17 protein-coding genes are annotated in these 19,323 nt (G+C 65.9%); 6 read left to right on the top strand and 11 right to left on the bottom strand.

Annotation, left to right across the window (positions count from 1 at the left end; genetic code table 11):
* Window positions 1-8 precede the first annotated feature (8 nt).
* Window positions 9-1,751, top strand: coding sequence for a class I poly(R)-hydroxyalkanoic acid synthase (gene phaC / locus DSM104440_RS11680; RefSeq protein WP_171162803.1), 1,743 nt, complete (start codon window positions 9-11; stop codon window positions 1,749-1,751).
* Window positions 1,752-1,810: 59 nt separating this feature from the next.
* Window positions 1,811-2,554, top strand: a complete 744-nt coding sequence (phbB, locus tag DSM104440_RS11675; RefSeq protein ID WP_171162801.1) for an acetoacetyl-CoA reductase — start codon at window positions 1,811-1,813, stop codon at window positions 2,552-2,554.
* 48 nt (window positions 2,555-2,602) lie between these two features.
* On the opposite strand, the gene DSM104440_RS11670 is transcribed toward phbB (DSM104440_RS11675), so the two are convergent.
* Window positions 2,603-4,159: a hypothetical protein gene (locus DSM104440_RS11670; RefSeq protein WP_171162799.1), complete on the bottom strand. Its 1,557-nt coding sequence runs from the start codon at window positions 4,157-4,159 to the stop codon at window positions 2,603-2,605.
* A complete protein-coding gene (locus tag DSM104440_RS11665; RefSeq protein ID WP_171162797.1) occupies window positions 4,156-4,920 on the bottom strand; it encodes a hypothetical protein in 765 nt (254 codons plus the stop codon). Before DSM104440_RS11665 ends, DSM104440_RS11670 begins: the two co-directional genes overlap by 4 nt.
* 150 nt (window positions 4,921-5,070) lie before the next feature.
* Here DSM104440_RS11665 and DSM104440_RS11660 point away from each other — a divergent pair, with 150 nt between their 5' ends.
* Both DSM104440_RS11660 and DSM104440_RS11655 read left to right on the top strand, forming a co-directional pair.
* Window positions 5,071-6,162, top strand: a complete 1,092-nt coding sequence (locus DSM104440_RS11660) for a PAS domain-containing sensor histidine kinase (RefSeq protein WP_171162795.1) — start codon at window positions 5,071-5,073, stop codon at window positions 6,160-6,162.
* The gene (locus DSM104440_RS11655) at window positions 6,159-6,824 is read left to right on the top strand and encodes a response regulator (RefSeq protein ID WP_171162793.1); all 666 of its coding nucleotides are present in this window, start codon (window positions 6,159-6,161) and stop codon (window positions 6,822-6,824) included. The genes DSM104440_RS11660 and DSM104440_RS11655 overlap by 4 nt, the downstream gene beginning before the upstream one ends.
* A 10-nt stretch (window positions 6,825-6,834) precedes the next feature.
* Here DSM104440_RS11655 and DSM104440_RS11650 read toward each other — a convergent pair whose 3' ends face one another.
* From DSM104440_RS11650 to DSM104440_RS11635, 4 genes are all read right to left on the bottom strand, one after another.
* Window positions 6,835-9,006, bottom strand: a complete 2,172-nt coding sequence (locus DSM104440_RS11650; protein WP_171162791.1) for a prolyl oligopeptidase family serine peptidase — start codon at window positions 9,004-9,006, stop codon at window positions 6,835-6,837.
* 82 nt (window positions 9,007-9,088) lie between these two features.
* Window positions 9,089-9,844, bottom strand: a complete 756-nt coding sequence (gene phbB / locus DSM104440_RS11645) for an acetoacetyl-CoA reductase (protein WP_171162789.1) — start codon at window positions 9,842-9,844, stop codon at window positions 9,089-9,091.
* A gap of 110 nt (window positions 9,845-9,954) precedes the next feature.
* Window positions 9,955-10,356: a phasin family protein gene (locus DSM104440_RS11640; protein WP_171162787.1), complete on the bottom strand. Its 402-nt coding sequence runs from the start codon at window positions 10,354-10,356 to the stop codon at window positions 9,955-9,957.
* Window positions 10,353-10,634, bottom strand: a complete 282-nt coding sequence (locus tag DSM104440_RS11635) for a hypothetical protein (RefSeq protein WP_171162785.1) — start codon at window positions 10,632-10,634, stop codon at window positions 10,353-10,355. The genes DSM104440_RS11640 and DSM104440_RS11635 overlap by 4 nt, the downstream gene beginning before the upstream one ends.
* Here DSM104440_RS11635 and phaR point away from each other — a divergent pair.
* Both phaR and rimO read left to right on the top strand, forming a co-directional pair.
* A complete protein-coding gene (gene phaR, locus DSM104440_RS11630) occupies window positions 10,633-11,250 on the top strand; it encodes a polyhydroxyalkanoate synthesis repressor PhaR (protein WP_171162783.1) in 618 nt (205 codons plus the stop codon). The genes DSM104440_RS11635 and phaR overlap by 2 nt on opposite strands.
* On the top strand, window positions 11,247-12,566 hold the full coding sequence (gene rimO / locus DSM104440_RS11625; RefSeq protein WP_171162781.1) for a 30S ribosomal protein S12 methylthiotransferase RimO: 1,320 nt from the start codon (window positions 11,247-11,249) through the stop codon (window positions 12,564-12,566). Before phaR ends, rimO begins: the two co-directional genes overlap by 4 nt.
* A 65-nt stretch (window positions 12,567-12,631) precedes the next feature.
* Here rimO and DSM104440_RS11620 read toward each other — a convergent pair whose 3' ends face one another.
* The 5 genes from DSM104440_RS11620 to DSM104440_RS11600 all read right to left on the bottom strand — a co-directional run bounded on the left by DSM104440_RS11620 (window position 12,632) and on the right by DSM104440_RS11600 (window position 19,276).
* The gene (locus DSM104440_RS11620) at window positions 12,632-13,045 is read right to left on the bottom strand and encodes a glycine zipper 2TM domain-containing protein (RefSeq protein ID WP_171162779.1); all 414 of its coding nucleotides are present in this window, start codon (window positions 13,043-13,045) and stop codon (window positions 12,632-12,634) included.
* A 14-nt stretch (window positions 13,046-13,059) separates the two neighbouring features.
* On the bottom strand, window positions 13,060-14,574 hold the full coding sequence (gene lysS / locus DSM104440_RS11615; protein ID WP_171162777.1) for a lysine--tRNA ligase: 1,515 nt from the start codon (window positions 14,572-14,574) through the stop codon (window positions 13,060-13,062).
* The gene (locus DSM104440_RS11610; protein WP_171162775.1) at window positions 14,571-15,848 is read right to left on the bottom strand and encodes a M20/M25/M40 family metallo-hydrolase; all 1,278 of its coding nucleotides are present in this window, start codon (window positions 15,846-15,848) and stop codon (window positions 14,571-14,573) included. The genes lysS and DSM104440_RS11610 overlap by 4 nt, the downstream gene beginning before the upstream one ends.
* 2 nt (window positions 15,849-15,850) lie before the next feature.
* Window positions 15,851-16,955, bottom strand: a protein-coding gene (prfB, locus tag DSM104440_RS11605) for a peptide chain release factor 2 (protein ID WP_212758050.1) whose coding sequence is annotated in 2 segments (ribosomal slippage) — window positions 15,851-16,873 and window positions 16,875-16,955 — 1,104 coding nt in all. Because the reading frame shifts where the segments join, the coding sequence is not laid out codon by codon here.
* Between the two features lie 89 nt (window positions 16,956-17,044).
* Window positions 17,045-19,276 carry a TonB-dependent receptor gene (locus DSM104440_RS11600; protein WP_171162773.1) on the bottom strand — a complete coding sequence of 744 codons (2,232 nt, stop codon included), beginning with the start codon at window positions 19,274-19,276 and terminating at the stop codon, window positions 17,045-17,047.
* Window positions 19,277-19,323: the final 47 nt, after the last annotated feature.

The raw sequence follows: 19,323 nt of genomic DNA, 5'->3' as shown, positions 1-19,323 counted from the left end.
AGTGCCCCATGGCTCGCCGCACCCCGCCCACCGTTGATCCCGAGCAGCTCGGCGACCTGATCCGCCAGTCGCAGGAGAAGATGGCGCAGCCGCCGCTGCCCGAGCAGAGCACCACGCAGCAGGTGATGGCGGGCTTCGCCGGCGCGTACAAGGCGTGGCTCGATGCCCTCTCCGCGCACCCCGACAAGATGGTCGACCTGCAGAGCCGCTACATGCAGGAGCAGATGAACCTCTGGGCGAACGCGATGCAGGGGAGCAAGGCCGAAGGCGCGGCCGAGACCGACAAGCGCTTCACCGCGCCGGAGTGGAGCGAGCTCCCGGTATTCCGCTATTTCCGCGATTCCTACCTCGCCGCCTCGAAGACCCTCATGCAGGCGGTCGAGACCGCGGAGCTCGATGCCGCGACCAAGCAGCGCATGCGCTTCTTCATGCGCCAGTACCTGGATGCCGCGGCGCCCTCGAATTACCTGCTCACGAATCCCGAGGCGCTCCGCGCCGCGATCGACAGCCGCGGCGAGACGCTGCAGGAGGGCATGAAGAACCTCCTCGCCGATCTCGAGAAGGGCCGCATCTCGATGACCGACGAGAAGGCCTTCGAGGTCGGCAAGAACGTCGGCGTCTCGACCGGCGCCGTGGTCTTCGAGAACGAGCTGATGCAGCTCATCCAGTACACGCCGCTCACGCCGAAGGTGCACGAGCTGCCGCTGGTGATGGTGCCGCCCTGCATCAACAAGTTCTACATCATGGACCTGCAGCCGGCCAATTCGCTCGTGCGCTACGCCGTCGAACAGGGTCATACCGTGTTCATGGTGTCCTGGCGCAACGTGAAGCAGGCGCAGGACAAGCTCACGTGGGACGACTACGTGGAGAAGGGCGTGATCGCGGCACTCGAGGAAGCGCGCCGTATCTGCGGCACGAAGGAAGTGAATGCGCTGGGCTTCTGCATCGGCGGCACCCTGGTCGGGTGCGCGCTCGCCGTGCTGGAAAAGAAGGGCAAGAATTTCGTTCCTTGCGTCACGCTGCTCACCACGCTCCTCGACTTCACCGAGGTCGGCGAGATTCGCGTCTACATCGACAAGAACTTCGTCGAGAAGCGCGAGAAGCAGTTGAAGGAGGGCGGCCTGGTGGCGGGCAACGAGCTCGCCGGCGCATTCTCGAGCCTGCGCGCCAACGACCTCGTGTGGAATTACGTCGTCAACAATTACCTCAAGGGCAAGGCGCCGCCCGCATTCGATCTCCTCTTCTGGAACTCGGACGCGACCAATCTGCCCGGCCCGATGTACGCGTACTACCTGCGCAACACCTACCAGGACAACAAGCTCGCCAAGCCCGACGCGCTGAAGATGTGCGGCGTGCCCGTGAGCCTGAAGCGCGTGAAGATCCCCGCGTTCGTCTTCGCCGCGCGCGAAGACCACATCGTTCCCTGGAAGGGCGGCTACGCGAGCGCGAGAACGCTCGGCGGGCCCGTGACGTTCGTGCTCGGCGCGAGCGGGCACATCGCCGGCACCATCAACCCGCCCGTGCACAAGAAGCGCAGCCACTGGGTGGGAAGCAGCAAGCTCGACGCCGATCCGCAGAAGTGGCTCGACAAGGCAAAGGAGGTCCCGGGAAGCTGGTGGACGCCGTGGACCAAATGGCTCAAGCCCCAGGCCGGAAAGCTCGTGCCCGCCCGCACGAAGCTCGGCGGCGGAAAGAGGAAACCGATCGAACCCGCACCGGGACGGTACGTAAAAGAACGGGCGGAAACATAAAAAAGCAGGTCCTTCGAGGCGAATAAGCCTCTCAGGATGACAGTTTAGGAGGATGAAAAATGGCACAAAGAATTGCACTGGTCACCGGCGGCATGGGGGGCCTCGGCGAGGCGATCTGCATGAAGCTCGCCGGCATGGGCATCAAGGTGTGCGTCACCTATTCGCCCGGCAACAAGAAGTACACGGAGTGGCTGAAGGACATGGCCGCCCGCGACTACAAGTTCGAGGCCTTCGCCTGCGACGTCGCGGATTTCGATTCGTGCCAGAAGATGGTCGCCGAGGTGAACGGGAAGGTCGGCCCGATCGACATCCTGATCAACAACGCGGGCATCACGCGCGACATGACCTTCAAGAAGATGACGAAGGTCGACTGGGACGCGGTGATGTCCACGAACCTCGACAGCGTCTTCAACGTGACCAAGCCCGTCGTCGACGGCATGGTCGAGCGCGGCTGGGGGCGGGTGATCAACGTCTCGAGCGTGAACGGGCAGAAGGGCGCCTTCGGCCAGACGAACTACTCCGCGGCCAAGGCGGGCATGCACGGCTTCACCAAGGCGCTCGCGCTCGAAGTCGCCAAGAAGGGCGTGACCGTGAACACCATCTCGCCCGGCTACATCGGCACGCAGATGGTGATCGCGATCCCGAAGGAAGTGCTCGACACGAAGATCATTCCGCAGATTCCGGTGGGACGCCTCGGCAAGCCCGAGGAAGTCGCGGGCCTGTGCGCCTACCTGGCTTCCGACGAAGCCGCGTTCCTCACGGGAGCGAACATCGCCATCAACGGCGGCCAGCACATGCAGTGAGGCAGGGCGCCGCGCCCGGCGCCCTTTCTTTGCCTCATTCGCTCCGCGCTAGGCAGCGGCCAACGCCGCGGCGAGGACTTCGAAGCCCGCGAGCACCCAGCCGGGCCCGCGATCGCGCACGCGATTGAAGCGCAGCTCGAAGCGGCGATTGCCCACGCCCGCGGCGAGCGTATTGCGGGACGCGAACTCGCGCTCGGAAACCAGCCACGCGTCATGCCGCCCGCTCGCGTCGCTGCCGGGGATGAAGGCGAGTTTCTCGGTCGCCTCGCGCCCGCGGCTCACCTCGGGCGAGGTGAGGTCCACGAGGTGGGCTTCCGACGACAGGCGGCTCAGGCCCACGCAGATGCGCGTGCTGCCCGGCGTCGGCGTCGGCGAACGGCGCGCCACCTTGCAGATCTCGAGCGCGCGGCCGTCGTCGAATCGCAGCGCGACGAGGTCGCCCACGAGGAAGTGGCCCAGGTTGTCCTGCTCGCCCTCGATGCCGAAGCCGGTCGCGCTCTCGTTGGTCACGTGCACCTTGCGCTGTCCGCGTTCGAAGACGCTTTCGATCGGGTGATCGACGGCGCGCGCCGTGCGGGCCACGGGCTCGCCATCGAGCGCGGCGAGCGTGAGTTCAGCCGGCGCGACGATCGGCGGCGCCGGTGCAGCGAAACCGCGTTGCACGATCTCGCCCAGGCCCACGAGCAACTCGGCTTCATAGTCCCGCGGCGCGCGTTCGGCACGGCCCGCATGCGAGGTCGCCACGCCCTTGAGTCCGCGGCGCGCGAGCTCCAGGACGGCGACGTACTCTTCAACGCCGAAGCGCGATGCGACACCCTTATCGGGCACGACACGGCCCTGGTGGAACTCGGCGACGATGGCGGCGTAGGCCATGCGGATCGGGGCGACGGCGAGGTAACGGCTCGGTCCGGCGACGTGACGAACGCCCGGGCGCAGGCCCACGTTCGAGTCGAGGTCGGCCCGGAACGCGCCACCGGACGGCGGTTCGTCGGTACCGGCGAGAACCGGCGTCCACATCCACATCCATTGGTCGAGGATCTCGAGCTGCTTGAAGCCGAACGCACCGCTCGCGAAACGCGCGAGGAGCAGCGCGCGGAAATAGAGCGCCTCGACGCTGCACTGCACGGCACCTTCTTCGCGTCCGACGGACACCGGGGTCGCATGGAAGCCGCCGGCCATCGCGGCAAGCAGCATGGCGTGGAACTTCCGGAAGGCGCGCGGGGGGATGACGTTCACCACGCCGTCCCACTTGGCCGCGTTGCCCAGGTGCAGGAGCGCGCGCGCCATCATGTCGTGCGAACGCGCACCCGAGGGATCGCTCTTGTGAAGCGATTCCCACACGCGGTAGCCCACGGTTCCCAACCCATCGCTCGCGCTGCGCAGCCAACGAGCCGCGTCGTACTCCTCGGAGGTCCAGGCGAGCGAGGACCCCAGCAGGCGCGCGTGGTCCTCGTGCGAGAGCGAGCGAAGCCGCTCCTCGAGGTCGGTGAAACGCTCGACCACGTCGGCGGGCGGATTCGCAGTGGTGTTGCGCAGGTCCGCGAGACGCTCGCGAAAGTCCTCGCGGGCGGCATCCTTGAAGCTGAGGCTCGGAATCGATGTCATGACACGGCTCCTTGTTGTCGTTCGTCGCGCATCGCCTGGTGGAACTCGGTGGCGAGTACTTCGTTCGTCAGGTCCCACGAAGCGTGGATCCAGTTGGGCGTGTGCGGCCACGGTCCGTAGTGCTCGTGCGGCCGGTCCGCATTCCGGCCCGAAGCGAAGAGCACGTTCCCGGGTGCGAGGGCTCTGCCGAGCCGCGCGATGTCTTCCCACTCGCGGCTTTCCGGATTCGCGTCCCTGAACTGGCGGGCGAGCATCACGTAGCGGTCGGCATCGCGCCGCAGGTACGTGATCTCGAGTCGCTCGAGCTCGAGCGGCCGCGGTGACGGGGCCAGGCTGATCGCAAGCTGGAGCAGCTCCTGCGCGTCGTCGTAGCGGTCCTCCTCGAAGAGCAGGCGCGCGATGGTGACGATGCCCTCCGTGTCCGCGAATGCAGCCGCGGATGGGACCGTGCCCGGGAAGCGCGCGGCGATGTAGCGGTCGCGCAGTTGCGTGCGCATCCCGTCGCCCTTGGCTGCGGCGGCGGCCGGTGCAGCCGCAGCCGCAACGCGTGGCGCGGGAGGGGCCACGGTGGGAGCCGCCGCGACGGGCGCCTTCGCCTGGAACTGCAGGGGCGCGGCCTTGGGCTGCGCCTTGGCCGGGGCCTTCACGCGAGGCTGCGGGCGCGCGGCCGGCTTGGCCGATGAAACTTCCTGGCGACCGTGCTCGCGGTACAGCGACCAGACGAGGAGGCCCATGGTGACGAGGAGGATCAGGTGTTGCATGGCCGTACTCCTTATGAAGTTTTCGGTACGGTCCAAGGATGGCGGCGCCAGGCATTCGGGAACATGGGGGATTCCCCCCTTTGGGGATGGGTGCTTCCCCCTGTCGGCGCCGGGCAGGCCGTGGCGGCAGTTTTGCGGCATGCTGTGCGCATGCAAAAGGCCAACGGAATGCCCGCTGCGAGCGAAGCGATGGTGCGCGGCATTCTCGACTCGCTCGATTCGCGCATCGCGGTTCTTGACGGCCAGGGGCGCATCGTCGCGGTGAATCCGGCGTGGGAGCGATTCGACGACGTGCGGATCGCCAAGGGCTTCGCACCCGCGCACGTGGGCGACAACTACCTGGAGCTGCTCGACGACCTCGCGCGCGCCGGCCAGCCGGGATTTCCGGAGGCGGCGAGCGCGGCGCGCCGCATGATCGCGCGCGAGGCGCCCTTCGCGGCGGTGGACTATCGGATCGACGCGCCCGGCGGCGTTCGCTGGTTCGTTGCGCGCATCACGCCGATGGAAGGCATGGGCGGCGCGGTCGTGGTCGCCCACGAGGATGTCACCGCGCGGGTGCTCGCGCGCGAGGCGGTGGACGACGCGAACCGGCGCCTCAAGGCGCTCTCCGGCAAGGTGCTCTCCATCCAGGAGGAGGAGAGGCGGGCCCTCTCGCGCGAACTGCACGACGACGTGGGCCAGAGCCTCGCAGCCCTCGGCATCGCGCTGCACCGCACCGCGCTCGGCAAGCCCGGCGGCCTCGGGCAGGAACAATGCGCTCGCCTCGTGGAGGAGGTGTTCGCGAAGATCCGCACGATGTCGCAGGAGCTCCGGCCCCCGCAGCTCGAACAGCTCGGCCTTTCCGATGCGCTGCGCTGGCTTGCGAAGCGTCATTCGGAGGCGACCGGTGTTCGCATCGCATGCGACTTCGCACACGCGGGGACGGAGCGCGTCAGCCCTGACGCCGAGATCACCTGCTACCGCATCGCGCAGGAAGCGATCAGCAATGCCACGCGGCACGCGCGCCCGCGCTCGATCGCGCTCGCTCTGCGGCGAACGAAGGGCCTGCTCGAGTTGGTCGTGAGCGACGACGGCGCGGGATTCGATATGTCCGCCGTGCGCGCCCGCGGGCTCCAGGGCGCGAGCCTGGGGCTCACGGGCATGGAGGAGCGCGCGGAGCTCGTGGGCGGGCGAGTGGAGTTCAAGAGCGCCGCGGGTGAAGGCACGACGGTGACGGCGCGCTTTCCCCTGGAGGCCGCATGAGCGCGCTGCGAATCCTCCTGTGCGACGACCATGGGCTCGTCCGCGCGGGCATTCGCGCGCTGGTCGAGGACATTCCCGGCGTGAGCGTCGTCGCCGAAGCCGACAACGGCCGTCAGGCGGTCGCGCTCGCGGCCGAGCACCGGCCGAACATCGTGATCATGGACATCGTCATGCGCGAGCTCAACGGCATCGACGCGACGGCACAGATCCTCGCGGCCAATTCCGATATCCGCGTGCTCATCCTGTCGATGCACACGACCGACGACTTCGTGCTCCGGGCGCTTCGCGCAGGCGCCTCGGGCTACCTCGTCAAGGAATCACTGCCGGTGGAGCTGCAGCTCGCGGTCGAGGCGATCGCGCGCGGCGAGACCTACCTGAGCCCGCGCGTGTCGAAGGTCGTGGTGTCGGGGCTGCGGGAGGGTGCGACCGCGCGAGAACCGTCGGAGCTCGATGCGCTGAGCCCCCGGCAACGCGAGGTGCTGCAGCTCATGGCCGAGGGCAAGAGCACCAAGGAAATCGCCTTCGACCTTTCGCTCAGCGTGAAGACCGTGGAGAACCACCGCGCGGCGCTGATGGAGCGCCTGGGCATCCACGATGTGGCGGGCCTCGTGGTGTTCGCCGTGCGCCACGGCCTCATCGAGGTCCGTGGCCCTGACGGCTAGATAGTCTCTCTTACTTCGGCTGGAACTCCGGCACGCCCGCCTGCCAGAACAGGAACGAATAGACATCCGCGGTCTGCTTCTGGCGCTGCGCCTTCGTGTCGCCGATGCCGTGGCCGCTGTCGAAGTCGAGGTTGAGCAGCACGGGCTTGCCCGAGCTCGTGGCCGCGAGTAGTTGCGCGGCCATCTTCGAGGAGTGCCACACCGTCACACGCGGATCGTTCACGCCGTGCGGCAGCATCACCGCGGGATAGCGCGTGCCCGGCTTCACGTGGTGGTAGCTGCTCATCTCGTAGAGCGCCTTGAAGCCTTCCTCCGTCTTCACCGTGCCGAACTCGGGCACGTTGAGCACGCCGTTGGCCTCGGTCTCGAAACGCACGGCGTCGAGCGTACCCACGGCGGGAATCGCCGCGGCGAAGAGGTCAGGGCGTTCGGTGAGCGCGCGGCCGATCAGGATGCCGCCGGCGCTGCCACCGAGGATGCCGAGCTTCGTGTTGGACGTGTACTTCTGCGCGATGAGGTACTCGGCGCACGCGATGAAGTCCTTCCACGTGTTGGGCTTGGTCGCCTTGAAGCCGCCGAGGTGCCAGTCCTTGCCGTAGACGCCGCTGCCGCGAACGTTCGCGACGGCATACACGCCGCCCTTCTCGAGCCATGCGAGGCGGCGCGGCGTGAAGCCGGGTTCCTCGGTGATGCCGTAGGCGCCGTAGCCGTAGAGCAGCGTCGGGTTGTTGCCATCGAGCTTCACGTCCTTGCGATGGATGATCGACAGCGGCACGAGCGCGCCGTCGTGGCTCTTGACCCTCACCTCCGTGGCGACGAGGTCGGTGGGCGCGCCGAACTTGCCCAGCGGCTGCAGCCCGGTGTTCGTGGCCTTGCCTTTTCCATCGACCGCGTAGATCTCGAATGCGCGCGTCCAGGACGACAGGCCGACCACGGCGCCGTCCACGTTGGGCGATGCCGCCATCAGGCTCGCCGCGCCCTCGATCGGGAAGGTGACTTCGGTGGCTTCCTTCTTGCCCCACGGCATGCGCTTCAGGCGCTTCACCGCTCCGTCGCGCGACTCGTAGTAGAGCGCGTCCTTCGCGGCGCCGATGTCGAAGATCACCTGGTCGGAGGCGGGGACGATCGTCTCGGCGGTCTTGAGGTCGGGCTTCGCGAGGCTCGTGCGCACGATGGCGTAGCGCGGGCTCGTCGCGTGCGTCATGAGGTAGATGCTGTCGTCCTTTACCGCGAAGTTCGTCACCTTGTCGGCGACGGTGCAGATCTTCACCCAGGGCGTGCCCGGGTGTCCCAGGCTCGCGAGCGGCGCGACATAGAGGTTCATTTCGCGCTCGACGTCGGCCACGACCATCGCCACGGCGTACTTCGAGCCGGGCGCGACCACGACGGTGGCCTGCTCGGCGGGCTTCACCGGTACGCGCGGCGAGATGCCGGGGCCGAGGATCCGGATGCCCTTGTCGTCGGGCTGGCCGACGGTGTGCATCCACAGTTCCGAGTTGAGGTACTTGTCCTTTTCCTGCGCGCCCGGTGCGGGCTTCTGCAGGCGCAGGAAGAAGAACGTCTTGCCGTTAGGATTCCACGCGATGCCCGCGTACTCGCCCGCGATCGAGGCGCGGTCGATCGGCTCGCCGATGCGCTTGCGCGTGGCGGTCTCGATCACATAGAGGCTCGCATCTTCCGAGCCCGATGCGGAGACGCCAACCGCGACGTGCCTGCCGTCGTGCGACGGGAAGAAATAGTTGATCGCGTGGGGCTTGCCCGTTTCCTTCTGCCAGTCATCCGGATCCACGAGCAGCGACTCGGCGCCGTCGCTCTTGCGCACGAACAGCTTCAAGGTGTTGTCCTTCGCCCCGCGCCGCGTGAAGAAGAGCGTGCCGCCGCCGACTCGCTTGAGGCCGCCGATCGCCGAATCCCTCGCATCCTCGAGCTCGGCGACGCGCGCGAACAGGTTCGCGTAGCCGGGCAGGGCCTTCAAGGTCTTCGAGGCATTTTCCGAGTGCGCCTTCATCCAGGCGAGCACGTCGGCGTTCTTCGTATCCTCGAGTGCACGGTACGGATCGTTCACGACCGTGCCGAAGAACGTCTCGGGAACATTCTTCACGGGGAAGACGGGCAGCGTCTGGGCGTGGGCGGCGACTCCGGCGAAGGCGAGGGCCGCGGCGATGCAATGGAAGCGAGACATGGGACTCCCGGGTAGACCTTGAGAAGCGCGGGAGTCTAGCAGCAATGGGGACTGTCCCCATTGGTGGTTTGTAACAGAAGCTCTAGGCGTACATATGCAGGCCGCCGTTAACGGAGAGGTTGGTGCCGGTGATGTAGGCCGCCTTGTCGGAGGCGAGGAAGGCGACGGAATCGGCGACCTCGTCGGGCATCGCCATCCGGCCCGCGGGGATCTGCGCGATGATCTGCTCGCGAACGTCTTCGCGGATCGCCATCACCATGTCGGTCTGTACGTAGCCGGGTGAAACCGCATTCACCGTCACGCCCTTCTTCACGACTTCCTGTGCGAGCGACTTCGTGAAGCCGAGAATCCCCGCCTTGGCCGCCGCGTAGTTGCACTGCCCGAACTGCCCGCGGATCGCATTCACCGACGAGATGTTCACGACCCGGCCCCAGCCGCGCTCGCACATCCCTTCGATCACGTGGCGCGTCACGTTGAAGACGCTCGTGAGGTTGGTGTCGATCACCTGGTGCCAATGCTCGGGCGTCATCTTGCGGAAGGTGGTGTCGCGCGTGATGCCCGCGCAGTTCACCAGCACCGAGACCGGGCCGTGGTCGGCCTGGATCTGGCGGGCCATCGAGCCCATCGTCTCGAAGTCGGTGACGTCGCCGAAGGCGAGGGCGACGCTCGTGTTGTCCAGCCCCGCGGCTGCCATGGCGCGCTTCCACGCCTCTTCGGTACCGGGGATCGCATAGTTCGCGACGACGAACAGGCCGTCGGCCGCGAGCTTGCGGCAGATGGCGGTACCGATGCCACCGACACCTCCGGTGACGAGCGCGACTCTCTTGGTCGTTTTCATTTCATGCGCCTTTCAAAAAAAAACCCAGGCACGAGGCCTGGGTTTGAACCTTTATCCAAATCTTGGGGACTTGCGATAAAGGAGGAGGAGACTTGAATTCGGTGCGCGGATTATTTCCTCTTCTTCGCGCGAGTGGTCTTGCGGACCGCGGCAGTGGCCTTCACGGCGGTGCCGACGGTGGTGGTCGCGGCTTGCTGCAGGCCGGCAATGCGTTCCCCGGCGAGCTTCGCGAACTCCGACTGCGTTTCGGCGGCGACTTCGAACAGGGTGCGCGAGTAGCCGGCGAAGCGCTCCATCGCGGACTCAACGGCGAGCGCACGCATGGCGAGCAGCTCCTGCACATCCTTGGCGGCGGCAACGGTCTGCGCGCTGTTCGTGGCCTGGGCGATGGATTCCTTCGCGAACCCGACCTGCAGCGCGATCATGCGCTCGGCGCTGGCGAGCGAGAGCTTCGAGAGGCGCGTGGCGGATTCCACCGCGGCGCGGCTGAATTCGGTATAGGGCGTGTTCACGGGCAGCTTCTCCAGTCGGTTCGTTTCGTCGCGGATCCCGGCACTTTCAGCGCCGTGGTATCGATACGGATGGTGCGCCGCAACAATTTCATTCTAGGAATGGGAGGCCCCCCTGTCAAGCCATAAATGGTGCGCTGCATCAGGGTCCGTGCCATGCGCTGCCGCAATCGCTCAAACTGTAATAAAATGAAGCACTTGGATTGCCACATCGCCGGTCGCATGCGCTTCCGCACAAGCGCGAATTGATGTAGCGCAGCATCCCAGAGGAAAAAACCCATGGCCTCTCCCCGGATCATCAAGAAGTACCCCAATCGCCGTCTCTACGACACCGAGACCTCGGCCTACATCACGCTGGCCGAAGTGAAGGATCTCGTCCTGGCGTACCGCGAGTTCCTGGTGCAGGACGCGAAGACGGGCGAAGACCTCACGCGCGCGATCCTGCTGCAGATCATCCTCGAGGAGGAATCGGGCGGCGTGCCGATGTTCTCCACGGGGATGCTCGCCAACATCATTCGCTACTACGGCCATTCGATGCAGGGCCTCATGGGCTCCTACCTCGAGCGCTCGATCCACACGTTCCACGAGGCGCAGAAGCGCTTCCAGGAGCAGGCGACCTCGCTCTACGGCGAAGTGCCGAAAGCGCCCACCGAAGCGTGGAGCCAGATCATGTCCGGTACGCCGCCGATTCCCGCGGCGATGGGCGGCTATCTCGAGAAGGGCGCTCAGGCCGTGATCGACATGCAGGAAGAACTGCGCCGCCAGGCGCTGAAGCTCTTCTCCGGGTTCCCGTACGCGAACGCCGGCGAAGAAGCGGCGGCTGCCGCGGCGAAGGCTCCGGCGGCGAAGCCCGCCCGTGCGGCGGCAGCGAAGAAACCCCGCGCGAAGAAGAAGTGAAGAGCGCGCCCCGGGTCGGCTTCGTTTCGCTCGGCTGCCCGAAGGCGCTGGTCGATTCCGAGCAGATCCTCACCCAGCTGCGCGCCGAAGGCTACGAGATCGCGCCGACGTACGAGGGCTCCGACCTCGTCGTCGTGAACACCTGCGGCTTCATCGATTCCGCGGTCGAGGAATCGCTCGAGGCGATTGGCGAAGCGCTCGCGGAAAACGGCAAGGTCATCGTGACGGGCTGCCTGGGTGCGAAGGGCACGATCGTTCGCGACACCTTCCCGAACCTGCTGGCCGTCACCGGTCCGCACGCGCGCGACGAAGTGATGACCGCGGTGCACGCGCATCTACCCAAGCCGCACGATCCGTTCGTGGACCTCGTGCCGCCGGCCGGCGTGAAGCTCACGCCGCGCCACTACGCGTACCTCAAGATTTCCGAAGGCTGCAATCACCGCTGCACGTTCTGCATCATTCCCTCGATGCGCGGCGATCTCGTGAGCCGCCCCGTGGGCGACGTGCTCACGGAAGCCGAAGCGCTCGCGAAGAGTGGCGTGAAGGAGTTGCTCGTGATCTCGCAGGACACGAGCGCGTACGGCGTGGACGTGAAGTACCGCACCGGCTTCTGGGGCGGCAAGCCCGTGCGCACGCGCATGACGGAGCTGTGCCAGGCGCTCGCGACGCTGGGCATCTGGGTGCGCCTGCACTACGTGTATCCCTATCCGCACGTCGACGAGGTGATCCCCCTCATGGCCGACGGCAAGATCCTTCCCTATCTCGACGTGCCTTTCCAGCACGCGAGCCCGAGGATCCTCAAGCTCATGAAGCGTCCTGCATCCTCCGAGAAAAACCTGGAGAGGATCCACGCGTGGCGCGAAGCCTGTCCGGAGATCACGCTGCGCTCCACGTTCATCGTGGGGTTCCCCGGCGAGACCGAAGCGGAATTCGAGGAGCTGCTCGCGTTCCTGCGCGAGGCGCGGCTCGATCGCGTCGGTTGCTTTGCGTATTCGCCCGTCGAGGGCGCGCGCGCCAACGATCTTCCCGACCCGGTGCCCGAGGCGCTGCGCGAAGAGCGCCGCGCGCGGTTCATGGAAGTGCAGGGCGAGATCAGCCGCCAGCGCCTGGCCGAGAAGGTCGGCCGCACGCTCGACGTGCTGGTCGATTCAGTCGAAGGGGCCGTCGCCTACGCGCGGAGCAGCGCGGATGCTCCGGAGATCGACGGGATCGTGCAGGTGAAGGGCGCCAAGGGCGCGAAGCCCGGCGATTTCCTGCGCGTGAAAGTGACTCGGGCCTCCGAACACGACCTGGAGGCCCGGGCGGTCTCGGGCTGAAAAGCAGATCCCTCGGGACCTCGGGATGACGACACCTCAGACGACGGGAGTCGTCTTCGGCGTCATCATTTCTTCGGGCGTGTCATCTTGCCGTCGACGATCTCGACTTCGTCGCCCACCTTCCAGCTCGGCTTTTCCTTGAAGTTGAAGTAGCGGTCCTTGCTGCCTTCCTGCATCTTGATGACGACCTGGTAGCTCGTCGTCGACTTCTGGTTCTTCTCCACCTGGTGGCCCGCATAGGCGCCGGCGCCTGCGCCGACGACCGTGGCCGCCGTGTTGCCGCGTCCGCTACCGACCTGATGGCCGAGCACGCCGCCGAGCACGCCGCCGACAACGGCGCCCGCACCCGAGCCTTCTCCTTCCTTCTTGATCTCCTTGACGTCGGTGATCGTTCCGCAGTTCTTGCAGCCGGCGAGGGCGTCGGGCGCCAGCGACACGGCGAAGGCGAGGGAGGCGAGGGCAGCGAAAGTCTTTTTCATGGTGGGTCTCCGGTCTATTCGGATTTCAACTGCGGGAAAAGTATCACATCGCGGATCGACGGGCTGTCGGTGAACAGCATCGCGAGGCGGTCGATGCCGATGCCTTCGCCGGCGGTCGGCGGCAGGCCGTACTCGAGCGCGCGGACGTAGTCAGCGTCGTAGTACATCGCTTCCTCGTCACCCGCGTCCTTGGCCTTCGCCTGCGCGTTGAAGCGCGCCGCCTGGTCCTCGGGATCGTTCAGCTCCGAGAAGCCGTTGGCCATTTCGCGGCCGGTGATTATGAGCTCGAAGCGATCGGTGACCGCCGGGTTCGCGTCGTTCGCTCGCGCGAGCGGCGAGACGTCGGTCGGGTGCGCGACGATGAACGTGGGCTGGATGAGCTTCGATTCGGTCGTCGCTTCGAAGAGCTTCAGCTGCAGGAGACCGAGGCCATCGGTTTCGAACACCTTCGCATCGTGCTTCTTCAGCGCGGCGCGCAGGTACTCGGGCTTCGCGAGGTCGGCGGCCGAGTGCTCCGGGTTGTACTTGGCGATCGCCTCGGCCATCGTGAGGCGGTCGAACTTCTTCGCGAGGTCGATCGTCTCGCCCTGGTACGAAAGGGTCGTCGTGCCAAGGACCTTCGCGGCGCACTCTCGCAGCAGTTCCTCGGTGAGGTCCATCAGGTAGTGGTAGTCCCGGTAGGCCTCGTAGAACTCGAGCATCGTGAACTCGGGGTTGTGCCGGGTCGAGATGCCTTCGTTGCGGAAGTTGCGGTTGATCTCGAAGACCTTCTCGAGGCCGCCGACGACGAGGCGCTTGAGGTACAGCTCCGGCGCGATGCGCAGGTACAACTGCATGTCGAGCGCGTTGTGGTGCGTGACGAAGGGCTTGGCCGCGGCGCCGCCCGGGATGGGCTGCATCATCGGCGTCTCGACCTCGAGGTAGCCGCGGTCGACGAAGAACTGGCGGATCGACTGCACGAGCTTCGAGCGCTTCACGAAGACTTCGCGCGACTCCGGATTGACGATGAGGTCCACGTACCGCTGGCGATAGCGGCTCTCCATGTCGGTGAGGCCGTGGAACTTCTCGGGCAGCGGGCGCAGGGCCTTCGAGAGGAGCCGCAGCTTCGTCACCTGGATCGTGAGCTCGCCCGTGCGCGTCCGGAAGAGCGTGCCTTCCGCGCCGAGGATGTCACCCAGATCCCAATGCTTGAACGCGTCGTGCGTCTCGACCCCGGTCACGTCGTTGGTGACGTAGATCTGGATGCGCCCGCTCATGTCCTGCAGCGTGGCGAACGAAGCCTTGCCCATCACGCGCTTGAGAAGCATGCGGCCGGCAATCTTCGCCACGGGCTTCTCGACTTCGAGGACTTCCTTGGCCTTGTCGCAGTGCTCGCGCTGGAGATCCGCGGCGAGGTGGTCGCGGCGATAGTCGTTCGGGAACGCCTGGCCGCCTTCGCGCACCTTGGCGAGCTTGGCGCGGCGCTCCGCGACGATCTGGTTTTCGTCCTGCGGCGGCGGCGCGGCGTTGTTCTCGTTCTTGTCGGTCATTGCGCTGCAACCTTTCCGCGGGCGAAGTCCATGATCATGCGCACGGCGAGGTAGAGCCGCGGCTCGATGCTGTCGATGAAGATGTACTCGGCGTCGTTCGAGTGGGCGCCGAAGCCCCGCAGGCCGAAGCCTTCGACCACCGAGTTCTTCGTGCGCAGCGCGGCGAAGGCGGCGTCCGTCCCGCCGCCGGTGCTCACGGTCGCGACGTTGAGGTTCTTGCCGAGTTCCTTGTAGACCTGCTGAGCGTGGTTCGCGAAGGCGATCGAAGCCGGCGGCGCTTCGAGCGGCGGACGGCGGCGGTCGAAGACCACTTCGACTTTCGCGTCGGCAATGAGCTGGGTCTTCGCCTTCTCGCGGATCTTCGTTTCGATGCCCTCGAAATCCGAAACCTTGAGCACGCGAATGTCGGCCATGGCTTCGGCCTCGGCGGGAATCACGTTGCGGTTCGTGCCCGACTTGGAGGTCGTCCAGTTCATCTTCAGGCCGGTCGCCGGATCCGAGAAATCCTTCATCTGCAGGATCTGGTGCGAGAGCTCATAGAGTGCGTTGACGCCGCGCTCGGGCGCGGAACCCGCGTGCGACGCCTTGCCCTTCACCTTGATGGTGACGCCGGCAATGCCGGCCGTGGCGAGGCGCACCTGGTCGAGCGTGGCACCGCCGCCGCCTTCGAACGACATGGTCGCGTCGTGCTCGGCGCCGAGCCTGGTGATCAGTGCGCGGTGGCCTGGCGAGCTGATTTCCTCGTCGCCGTTGATGAGCACGGTGAGCGTGCCGTATTCTTCGAAGCCGGTGTCCTTGAGGATGCGGATCGCATGCAGGATCAGCGCGATGCCCTGCTTGTCGTCGGCGATGCCCAGTCCGTAGGCCTTGTCGCCGTCGATGCGGAACGGCTGCTTCTCGCCCATGCCCTTGATGTACACGGTGTCCATGTGCGCAATCATCAGGAGCTTCTTCGTGCCCTTGCCCTTGAACGTGGCACGAACCGCCTTGCCGATCTGCTCGGGCGTGTCTTCCATGCGATACACGTCGGCGGGTGCGACGAGCTCGACCTGCCCCCCGAGCGCTTTCAGGCGTTCGGCGATCAACGCGGCAATGCGATCGAGCCCCTCGATGTCACGGCTTCCCGACTCGATGGCGGTCAGGTCCTTCAGCGTGTCGAGGAAGGGCTGCTTGTGGGCGCGAACCTGCGCGAGGACCGGTTCGACGGGCTGCGCGAAGGCGGCGCAGCAGGCGAGGGTGGTGGCAACCGCGAGGGCACGAAGAGCGTGGTTCATTCCTAAACTCCCTGTTTCAGCGAGAGACTGATGAAATCGTCGAGGTCCCCGTCGAGCACGGACTGGGTATTGCCCACCTCGTGGTTGGTGCGAAGGTCCTTGATGCGCGACTGGTCGAGCACGTAGCTGCGAATCTGGTGGCCCCAACCGATGTCGGTCTTGGCGTCCTCCATCTTCTGCTTGGCTTCGTTCTGCTTGCGCAGCTCCAGCTCGTAGAGCTTGGCCTTGAGCATCGTGAAGGCCTCGGCGCGGTTGCGATGCTGCGAGCGGTCGTTCTGCGAGGCAACGACGATGTTGGTCGGCAAGTGCGTGATGCGGACCGCGGAATCCGTCTTGTTGACGTGCTGGCCGCCCGCACCCGACGCGCGATACGTGTCGATGCGGAGATCCGCGGGATTGATCTCGACTTCGATCGTCTCATCGACTTCCGGATACACGAACACGCTCGCGAACGATGTGTGGCGGCGCGCGTTGGAATCGAAGGGGCTCTTCCTTACGAGGCGGTGCACGCCGTTCTCGGTGCGCAGATACCCATAAGCGTAAGGCCCGGTGATCTTGATCGACGCGCTCTTCAGGCCCGCGACTTCACCGTCGCTCTCCTCGAGCACTTCCGTCTTGAAGCCCTTCTTGTCGCAGTACTTGAGGTACATGCGAAGCAGCATCGAGCACCAGTCCTGCGCTTCCGTGCCGCCCTGGCCCGCGTTGATGTCCATGAAGCAGGGGTTCGGGTCCATCGGGTTGGAGAACATGCGGCGGAACTCGAGATCCTCGACGAGCTTCTGCGCGGCCTGTGCATCACCGCGCACGCCAACGAGGGTCGCGTCATCGGCCTCGGATTTCGCGAGCGCAAACAGCTCGGACGAATCCTTGAGGGTCGTGTCGATTTTTTCGAGGGTGCCGACGGTGTCTTCGAGGGCCCGGCGTTCCTTGCCGAGATCCTGCGCCCGCTTGGCGTCGTTCCACACCGCGGGGTCTTCGAGGGCCTTGCCGACTTCTACGAGCCGTGACTTCTTGGTGTCGTAGTCAAAGGTACCTCCGGAGCTCAGCCGCGCGCGCGGCCAGGTCCTGGAGGCTGTTCTCGATCTGATTGAGCTGGTCCGATTCCATAGCCCGCAATTATAAGGTGCCGGACCCGTTATTCCCAATGCTGGCGGGGGACCTGCCGCTACACGAGCGTGAGCGGCAGGTCCCCAGGGTCAGAAGATCGCCTTGAACTGCACGCCGTACGTGCGCGGCTCGTTGATCATGCCGGTCAGGTTGTTGAAGTCGATGCCGCCGATGACCTGGATCTCGTTGGTGATGTTGCGACCGAAGGCCGCGACCTCGTACTTGCCGTGGTCCCAGCGGTATCCCACGCGCAGGCCCCCTTCCGTGAGCGGCTTGCCCGTGAACTCGACCGACTCGTACAGGAAGAAGTTGATCTTCGAGCGATACGCCCAGTCGGTGTAGATGTAGGCCTCGCCGTTGGCCAGCGGGATACCGTAGCGCAGCGTGAAGTTGTAGACGTTCTTCGGCGCATTGGGCAGCGGGTTGCCGTCGATTGACACCGTGGAACCGTTGGTGGGATCGAGCACGGTGCAGCCGCCGCCGCACGGGGCGATGCGCAGGTTCGGGTCGCGGATCTCCGTCTTGTTGTAGCTGCCGCTCAGCGTGACCAGCAGGTTCTCGGCGAGGATCGCCTGGAAGTCGATTTCCGCGCCGCGGCCCTCCGTCTTCGCCGCGTTGATCAGGGTGTTGAAGTTGGTCGCGCCGCCGACCGCGGTGAGCTGCTGGTTCTTCACCTCGTAGCTGAAGGCGGTCAGGGCGAGTCGCGCACGCTTGTTCCAGAAGTCGCCCTTGATGCCGCCTTCGAACGAGTCGACGGTTTCGGAGCCGGCCACCGAAAGCGTGTCGCCGAAGAGCAGGCGCCCCTGGATGCTCGGGGCGCGGAAGCCACGGGCGTAGCGCGCGTAGAGGTTCACATCCTTGTTGAGGGCATAGGACACGCTCAGGTCACCCGAGGTGTCGTTGTCGCTGGGGCTTGCCGTGAGCACGCCCGTCGCACCCCCGCCAATCGGCGATTGCGTGCGCTGCGCGGAGAAGTCCTTCTCGTCCTTCGTGTAGCGCACGCCCCCGCGCACACTCCACCCTCCGCCCAGGACCATGTTGGCCGAACCGTAGAGCGCCCAGGCCGTGTTCTCCTGCTTCTGCCACGCGTAGCCGTTCTGGACGCCGCCGGCGAGCGTGTCGTAGTTGAAGCTGTCGATGTTCACGTCTTCATTGAAGTAATACGCGCCCACGAGCCAGCTGAACGCTCCGCCGGTGCGGGACTCGAGGCGAAACTCCTGCGTGAGCTGCTTGTGCTTGGGCATTCCGTCGGCGGATTCCGCCGGGAACGGGATGAAGCCCGGGCCCATGGGCGGCGCGAAGGAGGCCCCGAAGCCGCCGTCGATGTCGCCCCGGCTGAAGGAATCGAGTTTCTCGTACCCGGTGATCGAGGTCAGCGCCATCGAGCCCCAGTCCCACTTGAGACGGAGGTTGCCGCCGAAGGAGTCGAGGTTCTGCTCGTTGCGGCCGTCGATCGAGATCTTTTCCTCGTCGAAGCCCGGGACGAGGTTGTTGGTGCCCGGCTGGATGATGTTGGCGCGGAAGAGACGCGCCGTGCCCTCGAGCTTGCGCCCGTGGAGGTTGAAGAGCGCGCTGAAAGACTTGTCGGGCGCGTAGAGGAATTGCGCGCGCAGGGCGTTGTCGTCGTAGCCCTCGAGCTTGCTGTTCTTCGGGTTCGGGGCCGTGTTGTCGACCCAGTCGTCGCGGTGTTGCACCTGCATCGACAGGCGCACCGCCATCTGGGCATTGATCGGCGCGTTGATCGCACCCTCGAGGTTCGCTGCCGAGAACGAGCCCAGGCCGAGGTTCACGTAGGACTCCGCGAGCTGGCTGGGCTTGACGGAATCGAACTTCACGACGCCGGCGGGCGAGTTGCGCCCGAAGAGCGTTCCCTGCGGCCCGCGCACGACCTCGATCTGCTCGACGTCGAACATCGGGAAGCCCTTGAGCAGCGGGCTTTCCTGCACGACGTCATCGAGCACCAGCGAGACGGGCTGCGAGGCGTTGAGGTCGAAGTCCGAGTTGCCGAAGCCGCGGATGTAGAAGCGCGGGAATGCGCGGCCGAACGAGGACTCGATGTTGAGGCTGGGCGCCCGGCCCGCGAGCATGCGCACGTCCTGGCCGCCGGAGTTGAGCGCGTCCAGGAGTTCGCCCTTGATCGCGGTGACCGAGTTGGGGACGTCCTTGATGTTTTCGGACCGTCGCTCGGCGGTTACCGTGACGGTCTCCAGCTGCGTCTTGTCGGCCGGCGGCTTGTCGGCTTGCTGCGCCCAGGCGGGAGCGGCGAGCGCGGCGAGGACGGCAAGGTAGATCGGAGAGGGTTTGGCAGGCGATTTCGGCATGGCTGTCTCCCAGGGGGCTGCTCGATTTATTGGATGCTGCGATCGGA

The organism is Usitatibacter palustris, from assembly GCF_013003985.1.
GTDB lineage: Bacteria > Pseudomonadota > Gammaproteobacteria > Burkholderiales > Usitatibacteraceae > Usitatibacter > Usitatibacter palustris.
Note: the sequence above shows the minus strand (reverse complement) of the source record. Positions and strands in the feature narration are given on the sequence as shown.